Origin of the sequence: Veillonella sp. AF13-2, from assembly GCF_003603295.1 — a bacterium.
Classification (GTDB): domain Bacteria; phylum Bacillota; class Negativicutes; order Veillonellales; family Veillonellaceae; genus Veillonella; species Veillonella parvula_E.
The window spans coordinates 570,586-593,614 of sequence record NZ_QTMT01000001.1 but is presented as its reverse complement, the minus strand read 5'-3'; the positions used below and the strand labels follow the sequence as shown (position 1 = coordinate 593,614).

Here is a 23,029-nt window from a genome sequence, read left to right as displayed (position 1 = left end):
CTGTGCGTATAGGTGTATGTCCGGGTAGTTTTGACCCAGTTACTAATGGACATGTTGATATTTTTGAACGGGGCAGCCGATTGGTTGATAAATTAATCATTGCTGTCAGCTCAAATCCGAATAAAAATTCCTTATTTTCTATGGAAGAACGGGTTGAGATGATTCGAAATTCTGTCAAACATATTCCTAATGTTGAAATTGATTGTACAGGTGGCTTACTCAATGAGTATGTTAAATCCAAGAATGCTACTATTATTATTCGAGGATTACGTGCATTGAGCGACTTTGAATATGAATTTCAGCGCGCATTATTTGCAAAATATTTGGATGATGACATTGAAACAGTATTTATTATGACAAATAACAAATACTCTTTTGTCAGCTCCACGGGTATTCGTGAACTAGCTAAATTTGGTGGTAAGCTAGATGGTCTTGTTCCGGATGATGTTAAGGAAAAACTTGAAGAACGCTTTAATACGGTCCATAATAAATAGGGGTGAATTGTATGAAAACAGAAAAATTATTAGAAGATTTAGAGGTTCTTATTGAATCTAGCAGCCGTATTCCTATGACTACAAAACGTATGGTTGAGGAAGACGAAATTATGCGTATTATTGATTCTATTCAGGAATCCTTACCTTTGGAACTTGAAGAATCTCGTCGTATTGTAGCAGATAAAGATAAAGTGTTAGCTGATGCTCAACGTCAGGCTGAAACTTTGATTGATCAAGCTAAAGACTACATTGCTAAATTGACAGCTGAAAGTGAACTTGTAAAACAAGCTCAAGAACAAGCGAATCAAATTATTAATGCAGCAAATCAATCCTCTGATGAGTTGAAAGCTAGTTCTATTCAATATGCTGGTGATGTTCTTAAATATGTTGAAAACAACTTGGAAAAAACATTGGAAAGCTTGCGTCAAAATCGTGAAAGTTTGAAACAAACTGAACAACGTACAGAAGAAAACCAATAGTTTAAACAAAGGCTAGATATCATATTATATCTAGCCTCTTTTTTTATATTTTAAATTCCATAGAAAACTTAAGATAAGTAATATCAATTTTCAGATCAATATGTAAAAAATAATGTGAGCGAAATAATAAACCAAAAATAAAAGCGAAGGGATACCTTCGCTTTTATCATTCTCTATAGTTTTCTGGCTTTTTCGGCTCCACAATCATAGTTTGATGGGTATTAAAAATAACAAATCCCAAAGGAGATCCAGGTGGCTTTTTGATATTTTTAATGTATGTATAATCTACCGGGACCTTACTAGTATCACGAGCTTTACTGAAGTAGGCTGCATATTGAGCTACTTTAGATAGAATCATATCGTCTGGCTCAACATTGAGTCTTAAAATAAGGTGCGAACCTTGGATATCCTGTGTATGGAACCAAATGTCAGTTGGCTTTGCAAATCGGTGTGTTAAATATTCGTTTTGTTGATTGTTACGACCGATGAATATTTCACCTTCATCAATTGTTAAGTGAATGTAGTTAGATTTGCCAAGCTTGTAAGATAGTGGTTTTTTTGATTTTTTTATGATACCTGCATCCATGCATTCTTTGCGTATTTCTTCTAAGCTTTCACGAGTTGTGGCTAAAGAGATGCTGTACAGAATAGATTGTAAGTATGCTAGTTTTGTAGTACTAGCATTGAGTTGGAACTCGCCACTAACCATACGATTTTTTAGTTTTGTATAAAGCTTATAATACCATTGTGCATTTTCCACAATCGTTAAGTTTGGCTTTAAAGGAATCGTTAACATTTCATTTTCTTCGGAAAGAAGATTTTGTAATTCAATAGAAGGCTCATATTGCACTTGAAGGTGTGCATTTATCATTAGAAGATCACCATATAATTTATAGGTTTCCATTTTCTTAGTATCTTCTAATTCATCTTTGATCTTTTGATGGCGACCTTCTTCCTTTTTGATGGCTGCTGTTAAGATTTTTTCTAACTCTTTATCAGCTGTATAAATTGCCTTTGTATTATGAATAGATTCCTCTAAGGCTTCAGAAATAGTGTTGTATTCTTTTAATACCTTATAGTTATGTAATAAAATACTTGTGTAAGCTTTTTTATTGTTATCGTTGACTAAAGTAAACAAACCTTTGCTATTTTCGAGTTTTACCTTGAGGTCGTACAAGGCTTTAGCAAGTGTATCTAGTTGAGAAGTATCTAAATCAGTTATGATTTCTTCACCACTTAATTTGGAAATATATAAAAGTTCATCCAATAAAGGTTTACCAAAACCGTTAAAGATAGCTCGAATAGATTGCTGCACAGAGCCATTACCAAAGGAAATAAGTAGATTTTTTATTTCATTATTATCAAAGTCCATTAAACTTACGCGATTAGCATTAGGTGGTAAATTGTACTGTAATTTTGGACTAATAATACGTTCACGGTTCATGAGAGGGGAGACGTGAATTAAGGATTCTAAAATAATACCGTCTTGTACGAAGATACAGTTGGAATATTTGCCCATTAATTCAATATAAATATATGTACTCGTAATAGAACCATCCATTTCTAGTTTATCCGTTTGGATACACATGATACGGTCACCGTTGATTTGTTCCACCTTTACGATGCGGCTACCTTCAATATGCTTTCGTAAGAACATGCAAAGTGAGCTTGGTTCTTTTGGTAGATCTTGAAGAGGTTGGCTAAGATACATTGCTGGTGTGGCACCTACGGTAATAATTAAGTTTTGGTCTTCGTTAAGTGCTCGAACTTTAAATAATAATGTAGTTTTATCTATTTGATATAGTTTTTGTATTTGACCTGTTTGTAGTCGCTCGTTTAATTCTTTAGCGAGTACAGACATGGTAAGTCCGTCTAAATTCATAGTACTCCTTTCAAATATATTTAGAAGTATAGTTTAGTATACCATAGTGTACATATAATTCTTAGTATTTAAACACGGATTGTGTAATTCGTGGTACAATAATAAAAACTACTAAGGAGGATGATTTATGAAAAGCATGACCGGTTTTGGTTCTGGCACAGCAACCAAAGATGGCATTACCTGTACGGTAGAAATTAAGTCCGTAAACGCTCGCTTCTTGGATCTGTTTATTCGTAGTCCAAAACAAATGAATCCTTTTGAAAGTACTATTCGTGGAATGATACAAGATCGTATTACTCGTGGTAAGGTTGAGGTATCAGTTTCTATTTTAGATGCAGGGGAGCGACCTAAAACTTTTACTATTAATAGTGTATTGAGAAAACAAATACAAGAGTTGTTGGTACAAGAAGAATTCTATGATGATTCTAAAAAGGTACCTTTACAAGCTGTAAATTCGATTTCTACCGAATGGGTTCAACAACAAGATACACCAATTGCAGAAGATGTTCTATCAGATATTGTAAAAGAAGCAACGACTCAAGCATTAGATGCTTTAATAGCAATGCGAACTGCGGAAGGTCAACATATCAAGCAGGATTTATTAGATCGTATCGATACACTTGAAAAGATCATTACTAAAATTGACACTAATAAATCTGGTGCTGTAGAAGCATATCGCGAACACATAAAAACTAAAATTCAGGAATATTTAGTTTCTTTAGAAGCGAGTATTAGTGAGGATCGTTTTATACAAGAGATTGCTCTATTAGCTGATAAGACGGATATTACGGAAGAGATTGTCCGATTTACCTCTCATGTGGTACAATTAAAAAATACACTTGCAGATACAAACTCAATCGGTCGTAAGGTCGATTTTATTTTGCAAGAAATGAATCGTGAAGTAAATACAATCGGATCCAAAGCAATGGATTCGATTATTACTGAGCTTGTGGTTCAACTTAAATGTGAGTTAGAGAAAATTAGAGAACAAGTACAGAATGTAGAGTAATAGGAGGTCTATGAATGAGTATTCAATTACTGAATATAGGCTTTGGTAATATGGTATCTGCTAACCGTGTTATGGCTATTATTAGTCCTGAATCCGCCCCTATAAAGCGGATGGTTCAAGATGCTAGAGACAAGGGATTGCTCATTGATGCCACATATGGTCGTAAGACACGTGCTGTATTAGTTATGGATAGTGGTCAAATTGTATTATCTGCAATTCAACCTGAAACCGTAGCACATCGACTTGTGCAACATGATGTGGATGTAGATACAGTGGAATCATAGGAGTGCATATGTCAGACAGAGGATTATTAATCGTTATATCCGGGCCATCTGGCGCAGGTAAGGGTACGATTTGTGCGAATATTCGTAAAGAAATGCCTAATTTAGTTTATTCCGTTTCTATGACAACCCGTGCTCCACGTGTGGGTGAAAAGGAAGGAATTAACTATTTCTTCCGCTCTAAAGAGGAATTTGAGTCTTTACTTAGTGAAGACGCATTCTTAGAATATGCTAAGGTATATGATAATTACTATGGTACTCCAAAACAACATGTAATGGATTTATTAGATGATGGGAAAAGTGTACTATTAGAAATCGATATTCAAGGCGCTATGCAGGTTAAGGAACGTTTTAGCGATGCTGTATTTATTTACATTGTACCGCCGTCACTATCTGAGTTATCTGAACGTTTACATAATCGTGGCACAGATGCTAAAGAAGTCATTGATAAACGATTGTCATTGGCTTGTTCAGAATTGGCCTTAGCTCATCGTTATGACTATATCGTTGTAAATGATGATTTAGCAGAGGCTTCTGAAAAGGTTGCTTCTATCTTGCGAGCTGAGTCTTGTAAGATTAGTCGTAATAAAGAGCAAATTCAATATATTTATAAACAATATCAAGAGTCTAAGGAGAAGTGATAGTATGATGGTAAAACCTCCATTAAAAAAATTGGAAAGCCAAGTAGATAGCAAATATACATTGGTGACTTTAGCGGCTAAACGCGCTCGCGAATTAACAGATGGCGAACCTTGCTTAGCAGAATCTACACATGCGACTGACAAGCCTGTATCTTTGGCATTTTATGAAATTGCTGAAGGTGAAGTGACATATAAACGCACTAAAGAAGGCATTAAATAAAAAATCAATTCCTTGTATCATTGATACAAGGAATTTTTAAAAGGAGAAGAACATGCGCGGAAAACATATCATTGTCGCAGTATCTGCAGGTATTGCAGCGTATAAGGCAATTGAAGTGGTAAGCAGACTTCGTAAAAAAGGGGCTGAAGTAAAGGTTGTAATGACACAAAATGCAACGCATATTGCGTCACCTTTAACATTTGGCGAAATCAGTGGACATCCTGTAGCTCTAGACATGTTTGAACAAGTTCATCAGTGGGATGTAGAACATATTGCACTGGCCACTTGGGCAGATGCATATGTAGTTGTGCCTGCAACAGCAAATGTGATCGGAAAAATTTATGCAGGCATTGCTGATGATATGTTAACTACAACAATTATGGCTACCAAAGCACCTAAGTACCTTTGTCCTGCTATGAATACAGAAATGTATAATAATCCTATTACTCAACGCAATTTAGAAGGATTACGTTCTTTGGGCTACCATATTATGGACCCTGCAGAAGGTTGGTTAGCTTGTGGCATCACTGGTGTAGGACGTTTACCGGAGCCCGAAGCAATTGTGGATTGGCTAGAATCTAAAATGTGCAGCACCAATGAGCTTGAAGGTACTACTATACTTGTTACAGCTGGCGGAACACAGGAGAGTATTGATCCTGTTCGGTATATTGGAAATCGTTCTAGCGGTAAGATGGGATATGCCATTGCAGAACAGGCTGCACGCATGGGGGCTAAGGTGATATTAGTAAGTGCTCCCACATCCTTGCCTATACCAAGTGGCGTAGACTTTATTTCTGTAGATTCTGCGGTATCTATGCAGGAGGCTGTTGAAGCTTGTTATAATGATGTTAATGTAGTTATTATGGCTGCCGCTGTTTCTGATTTTAGAGTCCTTCATAAAGCAGAGCAAAAAATAAAAAAAATGGAGTCTATGACCATAGAACTTGTAAAAAATCCAGATATTCTACAAGGGTTGGGCTCTAAAAAAAGTCATCAAATTCTTGTTGGTTTTGCGGCAGAAACAGAACATGTAATCAAGTATGGTCAGGATAAAGTGGCTAAAAAAAATCTAGATATGCTTGTAGCCAATGATGTAAGCAAATCGAATGCAGGTTTTAATGTAGATACGAATGAAGGCTATTTTTTATATCCTGATAAAGAGCCTAAAGAAATGCCTAATATGAAAAAATCTGACCTTGCTCGACATATCCTTAGAGAAGTTATTGATTTAGTAGCAAACAAAGCTGACATAAATTAATTCTTGTGTGTGTTGTTTTAAGAAGGGTGTGTTTTTTTTACATGTTTGCTATACAAAAAGCATATTTAGACGGCTCATTAGGGAAAGGAAAATGGAGTAATAATATTATCGCCGGATTGGTCGTAGGGGTTGTGGCTCTGCCTTTAGCAATGGCCTTTGCTATTGCTAGTGGAGTTACACCGCAGGCGGGCATTTATACGGCAATCATTGCAGGTATATTTGTATCCTTGTTTGGTGGCTCCCCTGTTCAGATTGCGGGTCCTACAGGGGCATTTATCGTTCTATTGAGCAGTATCGTTGTCAATTATGGCTTTGAAGGTTTACAAATTGCGACCATGATGGCAGGGATTATTCTGGTTTTAATGAGCGTTGCAAAGTTAGGGACAGTCATTCGGTTTATACCCACACCTGTTATTATGGGTTTTACAGCAGGTATTGGTGTTACAATTTGGGTAGGGCAATGGCCATATTTCTTTGGATTTCCACCGTTGCCTTATATGGCTCATTTCCATGAAAAATTATGGGCTATGATTCAGTCCTTACCATACTCTGACTTACCTACATTGGGGATTGCGCTCTTAAGCTTAAGTCTACTGTTAGTTTTACCTAAAATCCCATATATTAATAAAGTTCCAGCTCCCATTGTAGCTATGATTGTTGCTACGGTTATTCAAGCTATCTACCAATTTCCTACGGTTTTAACCATTGGTAGTGCATTTGGTGGTATACCTCAAGGTTTGCCAGAATTTTCTGTACCAAAATTGAGCTTTGATAAAATCTTATCTTTAATCGGGCCGGCTTTTACAATTGCCATGCTAGGCGCTATTGAATCCTTATTGTCTGCAGTTGTTGCTGATGGTATGAGTGGCACCAAGCATGAATCTAATACTGAATTATTTGGACAAGGATTAGCTAATATATTTGCGCCATTGTTTGGTGGAATTGCATCAACCGGTGCTATTGCGCGAACTGCTACAAATATTCGTCAAGGTGGTAATTCTCCGGTGGCAGGTATTGTTCATGCCATTACATTAGGTGCCATTCTTTTATTTTTAGCCCCATATGCAGTGTATATTCCGTTGGCATCTATGGCAGCCATATTATTTGTAGTAGCCTACAATATGAGTGATGTACCACGTTTTATACGAATGCTTATTCTCGCACCTCGTCCAGATCAAATAATATTATTGCTTACCTTTTTCCTGACTATTTTTACGGATTTAGTAGTAGCTGTAAATGTAGGTGTAGTACTTGCAGTGTTGCAGTTTATGCGCAAAATGGTTAATACAATTGATGTGCATGAAGCAAGTAGTGCCGAATTATCAGCACAGATTAGGCATGAGATTACAATCCATCCAGAAATAATGGTATACACTGTAGAAGGCCCATTATTCTTTGGTGCTATAAGTGCATTTGATAGAGCGTTAAACTCTATACATAAAGATCCTAAATATTTAATCATTCGTTTTGTAAAAGTACCATTTGTAGATTTAACGGGTTTACGTATTTTACGAGGTATTATTGAAGAACTTCAAAAAAGAGGCATAGAAGTTTTGCTTAGTGATGTGAGTTACGATATACGTAGAGAGATGTATAAATCTGATTTCTTGGATATTCTGGGCCGTCATCATATGTATCGTCAGTTTGAAAGTGCCCTTCATAAGGCTGAACATGATTTAGCTTTAAAAGAGGCAAGAGAGGTATAATAATGACTTGCTTTCTCACTGTAAATACACTATAATATTTCTGTAACTCATCAAGAGTAGTGGAGGGATAGGCCCTGTGAAGCTACAGCAACCATTCCAAGCGGAAAAGGTGCTAATTCCTATGACAAATGTCGTTAGATGGGAGGGTCTCTCATGAGTGCATGAGAGACTTTTTTTCGTATTAGGAGGATAAAATGGCTGAAAAACATATGTTTTTTACTTCTGAATCTGTTACTGAAGGCCATCCAGATAAAATAGCTGACCAAATTTCTGATGCTGTTTTGGATGCGATTATTGAAAAGGATCCAACTGCTCGTGTGGCTTGTGAAACTTTAGTTACTACTGGTTTAGTTCATGTAGTAGGTGAAATTTCTACTCACACATATGTAGATATTCCTCGCATCGTACGTGATACAATTCGTGAAATTGGTTATACTCGTGCAAAATTTGGTTTTGATTGTGATACTTGTGGTGTACTTGTATCCATCGATGAACAATCTGCAGATATCGCCATGGGTGTTGATGAAGCACTTGAATCAAAAGATGGCAAGGGTGAAGTGCTTGATAAAATCGGTGCTGGTGACCAAGGTATGATGTTTGGCTATGCATCTAATGAAACACCTGAACTCATGCCTTTGCCAATTTCCTTGGCACATCGTTTATCTCGTCGACTTACAGAAGTTCGTAAGGATGGGACCTTAACTTACTTACGTCCAGACGGTAAGACTCAAGTTACTGTAGAATATGTTGATGGTAAACCTAAGCGCATTGATACAATTGTTATTTCTACGCAACATAGCCCTGAAGTGACCCAAGAACAAATTAAAGCCGATTTGAAGCGTTATGTAATTGACGCAGCGTTGCCTGCTGAATTCGTTGATGAAAATACTAAATACTTCATCAATCCAACCGGTCGTTTCGTAATTGGAGGACCTCATGGTGATGCTGGTTTAACTGGCCGTAAAATTATTGTAGATACATACGGTGGTATGGCCCGTCATGGTGGCGGTGCATTTTCTGGTAAGGATCCATCTAAGGTGGACCGTTCTGCAGCATACGCAGCGCGTTATGTAGCTAAAAATGTTGTAGCAGCAGGTCTTGCTGATAAATGTGAAGTGCAAGTTGCTTATGCAATTGGGGTTGCTCATCCTGTATCTATTTTAGTTGATACTTTTGGTACAGGTCGCATAGAGGAAACAAAAATTCAAGAGCTTGTTAAAAAACATTTCGACCTTCGTCCAGCAGGAATCATTGAAATGCTTGATTTGTTAAAGCCTCATTATCGCAAAACTGCAGCGTATGGTCACTTTGGTAGAACTGATGTGGATTTACCTTGGGAACGTACAGATAAAGCACAAATTCTAAAAGAAGAAGCTGGCTTATAATACAAAAGGTCTTGGTAGAATTTCTACTGAGACCTTTTATAATAAACGAAAGGAAATAATGTATGCGCGTAGCACAAGTTATAATTAACAGACCGGCCAAACAACTTCATAAACCTTTGAGCTATTTAATGCCTGAAAAGTTTGGTAATGTCTTACCTGGTACGCGCGTACTCATTCCTTTAGGACATAGTCGTGAAGAAGGCATTCTTATTGGTTACGACGAGTTAGTTGAGCCACCAGAGTTCAATTTACGAAATATTGTGCAAGTATTAGATAGCGAACCTTGGTTTACACCGGAAATGATGGATACGGCCCGCCGTCTAAATGAGTATTATTTATTCTCTTATGGCGATGCATTGCGATTGTTTACAGTGAATAAGACATTAAAATCTTACGAGGCACCAAAGGAAGAATGGTTAGTAGTCATGCCAGAATTTTCGGTGGCACAATTTAGTGAACGGAAAAAGAAGCAACGAGAATTAGCAAAATACTTACTTGAAGTGGGCGGAGCATCTAAGGCATTACTGCTAGCTAAAGGCTATTCTCGTATGGTCATTAAACAAGTGAGTGAAGCTAAAGGTATTGTCGTTGAAGCTCGTTTTAAAGCCACAAAAACAACATTTGATGAGCTTTTAACAGAAGAAGTTAATATTCCTCTTACTGAAGCTCAACAAGCTGTATATGGACCAATACAAGATGCAATGAATAGCCATGAACATAAAACCTTTTTACTTCATGGTGTCACTGGTAGTGGCAAGACTCAATTATATTTACGTGCTACAGCAAGATGTATTAGTCAGGATAAAACAGCTATTATTTTAGTACCTGAAATTATATTGACTGATCAAATTGTGAGACGATTTGTAGAAACTTTTGGTGACGAAGTCGTAGTATTTCATAGTAAATTGACGGTACAACAACGGAACAATAATTGGGAGCGTTTGCGCCGTAAGGATAGTCACATTATTATTGGCGCTCGTTCTGCCGTATTTGCGCCAGCTGAGGATATCGGCCTTATTGTGGTCGATGAAGAACATGATCCATCTTATAAACAAGAGGATATGGTTCGGTATCATGCACGTAACGTGGCATTGTGGCGTGCTGAGGCACATGGTTGTCCCGTTATTTTAGGTTCTGCTACACCATCTGTTACTTCGTACTATAAAGCTAAGCAAGGGGAGTATCATTTACTAGAATTGCCAAATCGCATTTTTGAGCAACCTATGCCGAAGGTTACTATAGTAGATATGAAGGAAGAAATTCTTCATGGAAATTACTCCGTTTTTTCTGATGCCATGAGTCGCTTAATTCAACATACATTAGATGAGCATAATCAAATGATTATTCTGTTAAATAGACGCGGTTATAGTACTTTTGTTATGTGCCGGGATTGTGGGGAAACTATTATGTGTCCTCATTGTGATGTAGCTATGGTTTATCACCAAGCTGGTGAAGAATTGCGTTGTCATTATTGTGAACATCATGAACCAATTCCAACTGTTTGTCCCAAATGTAATAGTAAGAGGATTAAGTTTTTTGGTTCAGGCACACAAAAGGTAGAGGAAGAGTTACGTCGTCACTTTAAATCGGCCCGCATTGCTCGTCTTGATCAAGATGTGACAAAAAATAAGCAATTAGCAGAAGATATTTTACATGACTTTGGGGCTCATAAATATGATATTTTGTTGGGAACACAAATGGTATCTAAAGGACATGACTTTAAAGATGTAACAGCTGTTGGTATTTTAACAGCCGATTCAGTTTTGAATATTCCTGTTTATACAGCTTCAGAACGAACTTTTGATTTACTTACTCAAACCTCTGGACGTGCCGGTAGGGGTGAAAAACCGGGTAGCGTTGTAATACAAACATATAATCCTTTAAATTATGCTATAATAAAGAGTAAGGCTCATGATTATATAGGCTTTTACAATGAAGAAATTCAAAACCGTAAAGCTTTAGGATATCCTCCATTTCGCGAAATGATTCATATGGTTGTGCGTCATCAAGATATGAAAACATTAGAGTCTATAGCAAATCGTATTGTCGATGACTTGGAGTCTTATAAAGGAAATCAGGATATTTTGATTAATGGTCCTTATGAAGCGCCTATAAAAAAAGTGCGCGATATGTATCGTTTAGCTATTATGATTCGCGGTACAGATTTAACGAATTTGAAAGAATATATATATAACTCATGGATTTTCACGCAAGAAGGACTGCTGATTGACGTGGATCCCGTGTAGTGTAGGAGTATCAATGGCTGTATTAGATGTTGTGAAAGCAGGTCATCCCGTTTTAAAACAAGTGGCGGAACCTGTAGAACATGTTAATAAAAAACTTAGAGCCCTTATCGATGATATGGCTGAAACTATGTATAAGACTGAAGGGGTTGGTCTTGCAGCACCTCAAGTGGCTGTAGCTAAACGTATTATCGTTGTAGATGACCAATCTGGTAGTGGTCTTATTGCGCTAATTAACCCTGAAATCACTCATGCTGAAGGTTCTCAAGTTGGACCTGAAGGATGCTTAAGTGTGCCAGGATATTTCGGAGATGTGGAACGATTTAATAAAGTCACTGTTAAAGGTATTGATCCACATAATAAGAAGGTAACTATAAAAGCTGAAGGTTTTTTGGCGCGTATTTTCCAACATGAAATTGATCACTTGGAAGGTCATTTGTTTATTGAAAAAGCAACTAACTTACGATTAATTACTGATCATCCAGAGGAGAAAGAAATTGTCTGATAATAAACAATTACGCATCGTTTTTATGGGGACACCAGACTTTTCTGTGCCTACCTTAGAGGCTTTGATTCAAGCTGGTCATTCTATTGTCGGTGTGTATTGCCAGCCTGATAAACAAAAAGGGCGTGGTAAACAAGTTCAAATGCCCCCTGTAAAAGTAGCTGCTTTAGAGCATGACTTGCCTGTATATCAACCAGTCACTTTGCGTGATGAACAAGTGAGAGCCGAATTAGAAGCATTACAACCAGATGTAGTGATTGTTATTGCGTATGGTAAAATATTACCTCCTTGGCTTATTCGATTGCCGCAATATGGTTGTATTAATGTTCATGCCTCTATTTTACCTAGTTATAGAGGCGCTGCGCCAATTCATTATGCAATTCTTAATGGAGACTCTAAAACGGGTGTTACCATAATGCATATGGATGATGGCCTTGATACAGGTGATATCATTGACATTGTGGAGATAGATATTTTACCCGGTGAAACGACAGGACAGTTATTTGAACGTATAGCTGTACTGGGGGGTGAAACTATAGTGCCTGTATTAACTCGTTGGGTTAATGGAGAAATTGTGGCTACACCACAAGATGATTCAATGGCTACACATACTACTAAGATTACAAAGGAAATGGGGCAGATCGACTGGTCTAAGCCGGCTAATGAAATTGCAAATCTCATTAGAGGACTTAATCCAGCACCTGGATGTTATACATATCTCGATGGAAAACGTTTAAAAGTATGGTCTGGAGAAGTGGTTCCCAGTGATACGACTCACTGTTTGATAGATGTCCATGGTAAACATGTACCAATTGCTATATCAGCCACAACTGTGCCTGGTACAATCGTATCTAAAATAGCCGGTTTAGGTGTATTTTGTGGTGATGGAAATATAATTCTATTAACAGAAGTCCAACCAGAAAATAAAAAACGCATTTCTGCAATTGATTTTATAAATGGTCATCAAATAAAGGAAGGTATCGTTTTTGGGGACTCAATATAAGCAGTACGAAACGTATCCGTTATACTTGATTTTATCAACTATTACATGTGCTTTGCTCACAGCAGTACTAGCCTTTCTAATGTATATATTAGAACCAGGACTTTTACAATTGCATCCATTTGCATCAATTATAAGTAGTGTAGTTATATCTATACTTATTGCTATTATATGGATTTTGTGCTTATCTTTAATTGTTGCTAGCACAGGTATTATAAGGTTACATCCTATTGTTTTAAGACTAGCCAATCAGTTTATTTATGGATTATTTCCATTAACTTTGGCGATTGGTAAGGTGAGAGGGGTTACTAAGGATCAACTCCGCCAGTCTATGATTGATTTAATCAATCATTTAGTAATGCTAGATATGTATACGGTAGATCCAGAACGTATATTATTATTAACTCCTCACTGTTTACAAGAAAGTTCGTGTGTTCATAAGGTTACACATGATGTATATAATTGTAAGCAGTGTGGGCGATGCCAGGTTGGTAATTTGTTGCAAGTGGCTAAGGACTATGGTTGTCAATTTATAGTTGTCACTGGAGGCACCTTAGCGCGGATGAAGGTAAAGGAAGCACGCCCAAAAGCTATTGTAGCAATAGCTTGCGAACGAGATTTAGCAAGTGGAATGGCTGATGTATTTCCCATCCCAGTTATTGGGGTATTAAATGAACGTCCTAATGGGCCATGTTGTAATACAACAGTCGATTCTGAACGTGTTCGAGCAGTAGTAGAACAATTGATTGGTAGGAATAGTAATGATAGAGGTAAAGACTAATCAACAACAAAATATTCGATTGCTCGCTGTAAAAGCATTGAGTGAAATTAATCGCAATGGTGCTTATGCAAATATAAAGTTGCAAGAGTATTTACAGAAATATCATCTATCCGATTTAGATCGAAGATTCTTTACTGAACTTGTGTATGGGGTCATTCGTAGAAAAAATTACTTGGATGCTATTATTGTTCACTTTGCAAAGCGACCCTTAAAGAAACTATCTTCTATGGTTGTGGAAATCCTTAGACTTGGTATTTATCAAATTATCTATATGGATAAGGTTCCTGAAAGTGCGGCTGTTAACGAATCTGTTAAACTCGCCAAAAAGCTAACTAGAGGTTTATCTGGTTTTGTAAATGCTGTTTTGCGTTTGGTTTTACGTGAAAGTGATAGCATTTCTATCGGTGAACTAGCTAAGTCCGAAGCTGAAGAAATTTCCTTTATTTACAATCAACCATTATGGCTTGTCAACTTATGGATAAAAGAAATGGGAAAAGATAAGACCGTAGATCTTTGTTCTTGGTTTAATGAACAACCTCGTTTGACGGCTCGCATAAATACAGTGAAAGTATCTATTGAGGATTGTTTAAAAGAATTAGAAGATTTAGATTGGATTGTAGAACAGGATACATATATTCCTGAAGTAGTTTATATTGATGGACATCAAGGTCATTTAGAAAAAGCTAAACCTGTTTTAGAAGGTCATATTACTTTTATGGATAAAGCATCTATGTTAGTAGCCCATGTGGTAGATCCTCAACCAGGAGAGCGTATCTTAGACTGTTGTGCTGCACCAGGTGGCAAGTCTATGCATATGGCAAGTCTTATGAATAATACAGGAGCTATTATGAGTTGTGATATTTACGACCATAAATTAGAACTGATTAATCAAAATGCTGAGCGATTAGGTGTATCTATTATTTCTACTAAGCTTCAAGATGGTCGTTATCTTCCTGATAATTGGAAAGAACAATTTGATCGCGTCTTAGTTGATGCTCCTTGTTCTGGTCTAGGTATATTACAAAAGAAATTAGACATGCGTTGGCGTAAAACAGAGTCTTTACTTATTGAGTTGCCGCCGTTACAACTTGAAATATTAGAAAAAGCTTCTGAAATGGTTAAGGTTAATGGATATTTAGTATATTCCACATGTACTATGAATAGTGGTGAAAATGAAGCTGTTCTAAATAAATTCTTGGCAATTCATAAGAACTTTATCATCGATCCTGTATCATATAAAGGGGCACCACAAGCTATAGATGGTATGATTACAACCTATCCACCGCGAGATCATATGGATGGTTTCTTTATGGCTCGCATGAAACGCTTATCATAATATAAGAAATGGAGCACCATGATAGAATTATTGGGTAAGTCTTTAGAAGAATTACAATCTATCTTTAAGACCCATAATATACAAAAGTTTCGAGCGAAACAGTTAATTGACTATATCTATCATAGATATATTTTTGATTTTGAAGACATGACACAATTTCCGAAAGACTTGCGTCAATGGCTAGGTGATAATTGTGTTATTTCTTTACCTACATTAATTACAGAGTCTATTGCCCCTGATGGAAAGACTCGCAAAATACTTGTAGAGATGTCAGATCAAAGTCGTGTGGAAGCAGTTTTGATGGAGCAACACTATGGGTATTCTGTATGTGTTTCCTCTCAAGTGGGGTGTGCTATGGGATGTGTATTCTGTGCTTCTACACAAGGTGGCTTATACAGAGATTTAACAGTCGCTGAGATTATTGGACAAGTTGTCATATTTGGGGCTCTTACTAAAGAGGAAATACACTCTGTTGTCGTTATGGGCGCTGGGGAGCCGTTACAAAATTATGATAATGTATTACAAGCATTACAACTACTACATGATCCTATGATTTGTAATATTAGTTATCGTAAGATGACGATTTCCACTTGTGGTTGGGTTCCTAATATTTATAAATTAGCTGATGAAGGTTTGCCAATAACCTTAGCACTTTCATTACATGCTACAAATAATGAAGTTCGTCGTAGTATTATGCCCGTTGGGGCACGTTATGAATTGACGGAAGTCTTAGATGCGGTAAAATACTATTATAATACGACACAGCGTCGTGTTACCTTTGAGTATATTCTTATAGATTCTGTAAATGCATCTATAGATGATGCTCATGCTTTGGGGAAAATCTGTAAAGATTTCCCAAATTGTCATGTTAACTTGATCCCAGTTAATGGCAATGAACATATTGAATTATATAAACCATCTATTACGAATATGAATACATTTAAAGACATCGTTAGCTCCTATGGCGTATCAGTAACGGTACGAAAGGAAATGGGCGATGCAATCCAAGCCGCATGTGGACAGTTAAAGGCTGCTCATGGTCGGAAAAAGGAGAATCATGAATAATTTTGTTGGTTTAAGTAAAATTGGGCTTGTACGCCAGCGTAACGAGGACCGTTTTTTCATTGATGGCCATATTTGTGCTGTTACTGATGGCATGGGTGGTTATAGCGGTGGTGAAATTGCAAGTACCTATGCTGTAGATGAAATAAAAGAATATTTGTCCTCCCTTGAAACGATAGGTCAACAAGACTTATGTGATGCTATCATTCACGCTAATCAACGTATTGTAAATCGCGTTGCTTGTGAAGAACGACTTGCTGGTATGGGTACTACCGCTGTAGTTACAGCTATAAATGGTAATCAACTTTACTGGGCAAGTGTTGGTGATAGTCGTTTGTATGTATATAGAGATGGTCATTTACGACAAATTACTACGGATCATTCTATGGTACAAGAATTATTAACAGCTGGAGAGATTACAAAGGATGAAATGCTAAATCACCCTCAACGTAATTTATTAACCCGTGCAGTCGGTGTTGATGAAATCTTAGAGGTTGATAGTGGTGTAGAGTCTATTCTTCCCGGTGATCGTATTTTACTTTGCACTGATGGATTAAGTGGCTATGTATCTGATGATGTAATTGCCTCTGCATTACAATCAACGGATGATGATATGTTGGTTATTGAATCATTGATGGAAGCTGTATATGAAGTCGGAGCAGGAGATAATGTGACCATTGTGGTGGGAACAATCTAATCTAGAAATGGAGAAATAATGAGTACTATGAATATAAAAGGCATACTTCTAGATAACCGCTACCGTATTGTTGATAAAATTGGCGTTGGTGGAATGGCTGATGTATACCTTGGAGAAGATACCTTACTAGGTAGACAAGTAGCAATAAAAGTATTGCATGCTAATTTTGCAAATGATGATGAATTTGTGACTCGATTTAAACGAGAAGCACAAGCGGCAGGTAAATTAAATCATCCCAATATTGTAAATATGTATGATGTAGGTTTTGACCAAAATTTACATTACATTGTTATGGAATATGTAGATGGTGAAACCTTAAAAAAATATATAACTCGTCATGGAAGACTGTCTATAGATGAGGCTGTTAAATTTACTATTGCCATAGCTGAAGGCTTAGAACACGCTCATACAATGGGTATTGTTCATTGTGATATAAAACCACATAATGTTATTATTACCAATACTGGGCGCGTTAAAGTAACTGACTTTGGTATTGCTCGTGCAATAAATGCAACTAACACAGTTATGTATACGAATTCGATTTTGGGTTCTGCACACTATTTATCACCAGAGCAAGCTAGTGGTAAACCGGTAGATGGAAATACAGATATCTATTCATTGGGTGTTGTATTGTATGAAATGCTTACAGGTCGTGTACCATTTGAAGGGGAAACGCCAATTGCAGTAGCATTAAAACACGTTCGTGAGAAGGTAGAACCTCCAACTCGATATAATCCATCAATCCCTCCGCTTTTAGAAGCTGTTGTTATGAAAGCATTATCTAAAAATCCTGCAGATCGTTTTGATTCTATCTCTGATATGATCAGTGATTTGCGGTTATCTCAAGGTTTTACAATGGGGAAAACACAACGTCATGAACCATATGATTTTGCTACACAAATGATTCCTGCGGTTGATCCTGAAGCACTTGAAGATCTAAGTACTATTCAAGAAGAACGTAAAGACGAGGATAAAAAGAAGAGTATGTTAAGTAAAATTGCATCGATTCCACAAAAATACATCGTTCTAGGTGCTGCTGTCATTTTTTTAGTAGCATTTTTAGGTGCTTTCTTAAGCTACGGAAATTTCTGGAGTAATACAACAGTAGATGTACCTAATGTGGTAGGCAAACAAGTTTCTGTAGCAAAAAATATCTTAGAAGATAAACATTTGCGTGTGTCTACAAGTGAAGTTACGAATCCTGATGTGCCAGCTGGTCAAGTTATTTCTCAAACACCTGGGGCTGGAGAAAAGGTTAAAGAGCAACGGACGATTCACCTTGTAGTTTCTAAAGGTGTAGGCGATATTACGGTGCCAGATTTAACTGATTTAACTGTCGATCAAGCCCGTCAACGACTTAAAGATTTAGGTTTAGTTGTGGGGAAAATAACACAGCAATCTGTAGATGGTAAAAAAGATGGTGTAATTATTGCTCAGAGTCCTTCAGGAGATTCTAAAGTGTCTAAAGGGACAACAATTGATCTCGTAGTAAATAAAGCGAAGGCTAAGAAAGTCAAAGTACCTAATCTTGTTGGTATGACATTAAAAGATGCTCGTGATACATTGAGTAATATTCAACTAGGTGTAAACCAAGTATCTGGATCTGTGGAAGAAAAATCTGTGGTTATAGAGCAAAGCATTAAAGCTGGTGATGAAATTGACGAAGGTTCCACATTAAATCTTACGACTGAGTTAAAAGATGATAAAAAGAAATCCGATAAAAAAGAAGGAAACAGTGGTAATAAAACAACTGGTACTATAGATGTTACTGTACCAGCTGGTTCTAAAAATCAAGAACTTAAAATTGTCGTAAAAGATGATGAAGGTTCTGCCGTAATCTATGATGATACGAATAAACCTGGAGATCGTGTTGTTAAAAAAGTGTCTGGTGTAGGTAATGTACGTATTGAGGTGTACCTCAATGGTGCATTAGTGCAAGAAACTGCATTATAAGAGGTACTATGATTACAGGCATTGTTGTCAAAAATATGAATGGGTACTTTTATGTACAAGATGATACAGGTACCATTCATGAATGTAAGGTTCGTGGCAGACTCAAGCAAGGACGCTATAGTTTACTTGTAGGGGACCGCGTTACGATTTCGGAGGATGGGTTCGTTGAATCCATCCATGAACGTCATAATTCGATGGTTCGCCCTGCAGTAGCTAATATTGACCAAGTTGTATTAGTTGTAGCTGCCCATGAACCAGATATTAATGAGTTATTACTCAATAAAATGCTCGTTATGATTGAACATGCGGATATTCCTATCGTGCTATGTATTAATAAATGTGACTTGATGGATTCAGAGACGGAAACTATGGTTGATCTTTATAAATCAATCGGCTATGAGGTTTTGATGACATCCACATATAATATGACAGGCATTGATGATTTGCGTCATGTGCTTCAACATAAGGTAACGGCTTTTGCAGGACCATCTGGTGTTGGTAAAAGTAGTCTTTTAAATGCGGTAGACCCCAAATTTGCCTTCCAGACTGGGGAGGTAAGTGATAAGATTAAACGTGGTAAACATACTACTCGTCACGCTTCTTTATATAGTTTAGATGCAGATTCTTTTATCATGGATACACCTGGATTTAGTGCTATTGAATTTAATGATGTTTCCCTTGAAAGATTGCCTACATTATTCCCAGAATTTGGTGAATATGTTGATACTTGTAAATTTAATCCTTGCTATCATGAACATGAACCCATTTGTGGGATTAAAGCTGCTCTAGAAGCTGGTCATATTCATCAAGGACGATATGATGCTTATATGTCTATACGTAATGATATAGAAAGTCAACGAAAGAGGTTTTAATATGATAAAAATTGCACCATCTATGCTTTCCGCAAATTTTGCGGTGTTAAGTGAGGAATTAAAATCTATTGAAGCAGCGGGGGCTGATTTATTACATATCGACATCATGGATGGACACTTTGTTCCGAATCTAACCTTTGGTGCTCCCATTGTGAAAGCAATTCGTCCATATACAAAATTACCATTTGATGTGCATTTGATGGTTACTAATCCTGGTGATTATGTAGAAGAATTTGCAAAAATTGGTGTAGAATATTTTACTTTTCATCAAGAAACTGTACCTCATATGCATCGTTTGATTCAACATATCAAACAGTGTGGGATGAAGGCTGGTGTAGCATTGAATCCTAGTACACCTGTATCTCTACTAGAAGATGTAGCTGCAGATTTAGATATGATTTTAATTATGTCTGTGAATCCAGGATTTGGAGGACAATCTTTTATTAAGAATGCCATAAAAAAAGTTAAACAAGCTAAGATATTGTTAGAAGAAGTAGACAATTCAACGGCAGTCATTGAGGTGGACGGTGGTATTAACGATATTACTTGTGTACCGATTAAAAGAGCGGGGGCTACAGTTTTAGTTGCTGGTTCTGCAGTGTTTGGAGCAGAAAATCGTGCAAGTATGATTGACTTCATTCGCAATAATTAAATAAATATTTTCATAATATTCTATAATTCAAATTTGAACATAAGATCGTACATCAATAAGAAAGAGAATGTATTTAAAATAAGGAGTGAGGAATACTTAAAGAATTCCTCACTCCTTGCTTGCTTTTGCCATGATTTTTTGTTAGAATTATTAGGTATGAAAAATATGCACGTCAGTGGACTTCGGTACTGTGCCTAATTTTGGGTGACCCGAAGGATGAAGCGGCGGAGGTTAATTAACAGGAGGTGCCACAATGGCAGTAGTATCAATGAAACAATTATTAGAGGCTGGTGTACACTTTGGTCATCAGACTAGAAGATGGAACCCTAAAATGGCGAAATTCATCTTCACTGAACGCAATGGTATTTATATCATTGATTTGTCTAAAACAGTTAAAAAAGTAGAAGAAGCTTACAATTTCTTGCGTGAAGTTGCTTCCCAAGGCGAAGTAATCTTGTTCGTAGGTACTAAAAAACAAGCTCAAGAAGCTATTAAAGAAGAAGCTATTCGTGCTAACATGTTCTTCGTTAACGAACGTTGGTTGGGCGGTATGTTGACTAACTTCAAAACAATTGAAACTCGTATTAAACGTTTAAAACAATTGGAAGCTATGGCAGAAGACGGTACTTTCGAAGTATTGCCTAAAAAAGAAGTTATCGGTCTTCGTCATGAAATGGATAAATTGGAAAAATACCTTGGTGGTATCAAAGATATGCCTAAAATGCCAGGTGCTCTTTTCGTAGTAGATCCTAAAAAAGAAAAAATTGCTATTGCGGAAGCTAAAAAATTGGGCATTCCAGTGGTTGCAACAGTTGACACTAACTGTGACCCAGATGAAGTTGATTTCCCAATTCCAGCAAATGACGACGCTATCCGTGCTGTTAAATTGTTGGCTGGTAAAATGGCTGACGCTGTTCTTGAAGGTCGTCAAGGCGAATCCTTCGAAGAAGCATTAGATAACATGGTAGCTGACTCTGCTGAAATGGTTCGAGACGGTAAAGCTTAATCGTTGTCGTATTAGCATTTGAAAGATAAATCTATAACATATATAATTGGGGTAAGGACTATATCCTTACCTTAATTAATACTAGGAGGAACAAAATAATGGCAATTACTGCTGCTTTGGTAAAAGAATTGCGCGACATGACTGGCGCAGGTATGATGGACGCAAAAAAAGCATTGGTTGAAACTGACGGTAATATCGATAAAGCGGTTGACCTTCTTCGTGAAAAAGGTTTGGCTGCGGCAGCTAAAAAAGCTGGTCGTATTGCAGCTGAAGGTGTAGTACAATCCTACATTCATGCTGGTGGTCGTATCGGTGTTTTAGTGGAAGTTAACTGTGAAACTGACTTTGTTGCAAAAACTGATGATTTCCAAAATTTAGCACGCGATATCGCAATGCAAATTGCGGCTGTAAATCCTACATACTTGAACCGTGAAGAAGTTCCTACTGAAGTTATTGAACACGAAAAACAAGTATTATTGGAACAAGCTAAAGTAGAAGCTGAAGAAGACGTTAAAGCTGGTCGCAAACCAAAACCTGAAGCTGTTTTAGAAAAAATGGTTGCTGGCCGTATCGAAAAATTCTATAAAGAAAATTGCCTATTAGAACAAGTATTCATTAAAGATGGTGATAAAACTGTTACAGACATCATTAATGAAAGTATTGCAAAAATCGGTGAAAACATCAACGTACGTCGTTTTGTTCGCTATGGTTTAGGTGAAGGCATTGAAAAACGCCAAGATGACTTCGTAGCAGAAGTAATGGCATCTGTTGGTAAATAATTAATAAACAATAAGAGAACACCGTACAGTGTTCTCTTATTTTGCAATAGAGGAGTAAAAATATGGCAAAAAGAAACTTTCGACGTATTGTTTTAAAGTTGAGTGGTGAAGCATTAGCAGGTGAACAAGGTTTTGGTATTAATCCTGATGTTGTCGAAGAATTTGCAAAAGAAATTGCTGCTTTAGCAAAATCCACTGATTTAGAAATCGCAATTGTTGTTGGTGGTGGTAACCTATGGAGAGGTTTAGCTGGTAGCAATCAAGGTATGGATCGTGCTACTGCTGACTATATGGGGATGCTTGCAACAGTGATGAACTCCTTAGCATTGCAAGATGCATTAGAACAAGCTGGTGTAGATACACGTGTACAAACGGCTATCGAAATGCAAGAAATTGCAGAACCTTATATTCGTCGTCGCGCTATTCGTCATTTAGAAAAAAAACGTATCGTCATCTTCGGTGCTGGCCTTGGTAAACCTTACTTCTCTACAGATACAACAGCTGCATTACGGGCCGCTGAAATTGAAGCCGATGCTATTTTAATGGCAAAGAAATTTGCTGATGGCGTATATGATTCTGACCCTAAGACAAATCCTAATGCCGTTAAATTTGACGAATTAACATATAACGAGATTATCACAAAAGAATTAAAAGTAATGGATGCTACATCCACAACTTTATGTAAAGATAACAATATTCCTATTATTGTATTTAGCATGGATATTCCTGGTAATATTACAAAAGCTGCTAAAGGTGAAGAGATAGGGACCATTGTTCGAGGAGAATAA

At 37.0% G+C, this 23,029-nt stretch carries 23 protein-coding genes and 1 riboswitch; of the genes, 22 read left to right on the top strand and 1 reads right to left on the bottom strand.

Annotated elements, in window-relative coordinates; genetic code table 11:
* The first annotated feature begins 2 nt into the window (after nucleotides 1-2).
* Nucleotides 3-494 carry a pantetheine-phosphate adenylyltransferase gene (gene coaD / locus DWV85_RS02785; protein WP_004693226.1) on the top strand — a complete coding sequence of 164 codons (492 nt, stop codon included), beginning with the start codon at nucleotides 3-5 and terminating at the stop codon, nucleotides 492-494.
* 11 nt (nucleotides 495-505) lie between these two features.
* Nucleotides 506-973, top strand: a complete 468-nt coding sequence (locus tag DWV85_RS02780) for a hypothetical protein (protein WP_004693228.1) — start codon at nucleotides 506-508, stop codon at nucleotides 971-973.
* A 166-nt stretch (nucleotides 974-1,139) separates the two neighbouring features.
* Here DWV85_RS02780 and DWV85_RS02775 read toward each other — a convergent pair whose 3' ends face one another.
* Entirely contained in the window at nucleotides 1,140-2,855 is a 1,716-nt protein-coding gene (locus tag DWV85_RS02775) for an NFACT RNA binding domain-containing protein (protein ID WP_123137970.1), read from the bottom strand.
* 127 nt (nucleotides 2,856-2,982) lie between these two features.
* On the opposite strand from DWV85_RS02775, the gene DWV85_RS02770 reads away from it, so the two are divergent.
* The 20 genes from DWV85_RS02770 (at nucleotide 2,983) to pyrH (ending at nucleotide 23,029) form a co-directional block, all read left to right on the top strand.
* On the top strand, nucleotides 2,983-3,864 hold the full coding sequence (locus DWV85_RS02770) for a YicC/YloC family endoribonuclease (protein WP_123137969.1): 882 nt from the start codon (nucleotides 2,983-2,985) through the stop codon (nucleotides 3,862-3,864).
* Between the two features lie 14 nt (nucleotides 3,865-3,878).
* Nucleotides 3,879-4,148 carry a DUF370 domain-containing protein gene (locus DWV85_RS02765; protein ID WP_004695657.1) on the top strand — a complete coding sequence of 90 codons (270 nt, stop codon included), beginning with the start codon at nucleotides 3,879-3,881 and terminating at the stop codon, nucleotides 4,146-4,148.
* Between the two features lie 8 nt (nucleotides 4,149-4,156).
* A complete protein-coding gene (gene gmk, locus DWV85_RS02760) occupies nucleotides 4,157-4,786 on the top strand; it encodes a guanylate kinase (protein ID WP_004695659.1) in 630 nt (209 codons plus the stop codon).
* A 4-nt stretch (nucleotides 4,787-4,790) separates the two neighbouring features.
* Nucleotides 4,791-5,006, top strand: coding sequence for a DNA-directed RNA polymerase subunit omega (rpoZ, locus tag DWV85_RS02755; protein ID WP_004695660.1), 216 nt, complete (start codon nucleotides 4,791-4,793; stop codon nucleotides 5,004-5,006).
* Nucleotides 5,007-5,058: 52 nt separating this feature from the next.
* Nucleotides 5,059-6,264, top strand: a complete 1,206-nt coding sequence (gene coaBC / locus DWV85_RS02750; protein WP_123137968.1) for a bifunctional phosphopantothenoylcysteine decarboxylase/phosphopantothenate--cysteine ligase CoaBC — start codon at nucleotides 5,059-5,061, stop codon at nucleotides 6,262-6,264.
* A gap of 41 nt (nucleotides 6,265-6,305) precedes the next feature.
* Nucleotides 6,306-7,970 carry a SulP family inorganic anion transporter gene (locus tag DWV85_RS02745; RefSeq protein WP_021148103.1) on the top strand — a complete coding sequence of 555 codons (1,665 nt, stop codon included), beginning with the start codon at nucleotides 6,306-6,308 and terminating at the stop codon, nucleotides 7,968-7,970.
* Nucleotides 7,971-8,014: 44 nt separating this feature from the next.
* Nucleotides 8,015-8,115, top strand: a riboswitch (SAM riboswitch).
* 49 nt (nucleotides 8,116-8,164) lie between these two features.
* Nucleotides 8,165-9,355 carry a methionine adenosyltransferase gene (gene metK / locus DWV85_RS02740; RefSeq protein WP_024061709.1) on the top strand — a complete coding sequence of 397 codons (1,191 nt, stop codon included), beginning with the start codon at nucleotides 8,165-8,167 and terminating at the stop codon, nucleotides 9,353-9,355.
* Between the two features lie 62 nt (nucleotides 9,356-9,417).
* Nucleotides 9,418-11,601: a primosomal protein N' gene (priA, locus tag DWV85_RS02735; RefSeq protein WP_123137967.1), complete on the top strand. Its 2,184-nt coding sequence runs from the start codon at nucleotides 9,418-9,420 to the stop codon at nucleotides 11,599-11,601.
* A gap of 13 nt (nucleotides 11,602-11,614) precedes the next feature.
* Nucleotides 11,615-12,103 (top strand): peptide deformylase, encoded by a 489-nt coding sequence (gene def, locus DWV85_RS02730; protein ID WP_004695669.1) that lies wholly within the window; start codon nucleotides 11,615-11,617, stop codon nucleotides 12,101-12,103.
* Nucleotides 12,096-13,106: a methionyl-tRNA formyltransferase gene (gene fmt / locus DWV85_RS02725; RefSeq protein ID WP_004695671.1), complete on the top strand. Its 1,011-nt coding sequence runs from the start codon at nucleotides 12,096-12,098 to the stop codon at nucleotides 13,104-13,106. Before def ends, fmt begins: the two co-directional genes overlap by 8 nt.
* Nucleotides 13,090-13,884: a DUF116 domain-containing protein gene (locus DWV85_RS02720; protein ID WP_004695673.1), complete on the top strand. Its 795-nt coding sequence runs from the start codon at nucleotides 13,090-13,092 to the stop codon at nucleotides 13,882-13,884. Before fmt ends, DWV85_RS02720 begins: the two co-directional genes overlap by 17 nt.
* Complete coding sequence (rsmB, locus tag DWV85_RS02715; protein ID WP_123137966.1) at nucleotides 13,865-15,220, top strand: 16S rRNA (cytosine(967)-C(5))-methyltransferase RsmB; 1,356 nt, start codon at nucleotides 13,865-13,867, stop codon at nucleotides 15,218-15,220. The genes DWV85_RS02720 and rsmB overlap by 20 nt, the downstream gene beginning before the upstream one ends.
* Before the next feature lie 18 nt (nucleotides 15,221-15,238).
* A complete protein-coding gene (gene rlmN / locus DWV85_RS02710) occupies nucleotides 15,239-16,285 on the top strand; it encodes a 23S rRNA (adenine(2503)-C(2))-methyltransferase RlmN (protein WP_004695677.1) in 1,047 nt (348 codons plus the stop codon).
* Nucleotides 16,278-16,979 carry a Stp1/IreP family PP2C-type Ser/Thr phosphatase gene (locus DWV85_RS02705; RefSeq protein ID WP_004697417.1) on the top strand — a complete coding sequence of 234 codons (702 nt, stop codon included), beginning with the start codon at nucleotides 16,278-16,280 and terminating at the stop codon, nucleotides 16,977-16,979. The genes rlmN and DWV85_RS02705 overlap by 8 nt, the downstream gene beginning before the upstream one ends.
* Nucleotides 16,980-17,006: 27 nt before the next feature.
* The gene (gene pknB / locus DWV85_RS02700) at nucleotides 17,007-18,932 is read left to right on the top strand and encodes a Stk1 family PASTA domain-containing Ser/Thr kinase (protein WP_165851641.1); all 1,926 of its coding nucleotides are present in this window, start codon (nucleotides 17,007-17,009) and stop codon (nucleotides 18,930-18,932) included.
* 8 nt (nucleotides 18,933-18,940) lie between these two features.
* Nucleotides 18,941-19,804 (top strand): ribosome small subunit-dependent GTPase A, encoded by an 864-nt coding sequence (rsgA, locus tag DWV85_RS02695; RefSeq protein WP_008600844.1) that lies wholly within the window; start codon nucleotides 18,941-18,943, stop codon nucleotides 19,802-19,804.
* A 1-nt stretch (nucleotide 19,805) separates the two neighbouring features.
* Entirely contained in the window at nucleotides 19,806-20,456 is a 651-nt protein-coding gene (gene rpe / locus DWV85_RS02690; protein ID WP_123137964.1) for a ribulose-phosphate 3-epimerase, read from the top strand.
* A gap of 253 nt (nucleotides 20,457-20,709) precedes the next feature.
* A complete protein-coding gene (gene rpsB / locus DWV85_RS02685; protein ID WP_004695687.1) occupies nucleotides 20,710-21,462 on the top strand; it encodes a 30S ribosomal protein S2 in 753 nt (250 codons plus the stop codon).
* Between the two features lie 98 nt (nucleotides 21,463-21,560).
* Nucleotides 21,561-22,241, top strand: a complete 681-nt coding sequence (gene tsf, locus DWV85_RS02680) for a translation elongation factor Ts (protein ID WP_004695689.1) — start codon at nucleotides 21,561-21,563, stop codon at nucleotides 22,239-22,241.
* A 62-nt stretch (nucleotides 22,242-22,303) separates the two neighbouring features.
* Nucleotides 22,304-23,029, top strand: coding sequence for a UMP kinase (pyrH, locus tag DWV85_RS02675; protein ID WP_004697414.1), 726 nt, complete (start codon nucleotides 22,304-22,306; stop codon nucleotides 23,027-23,029).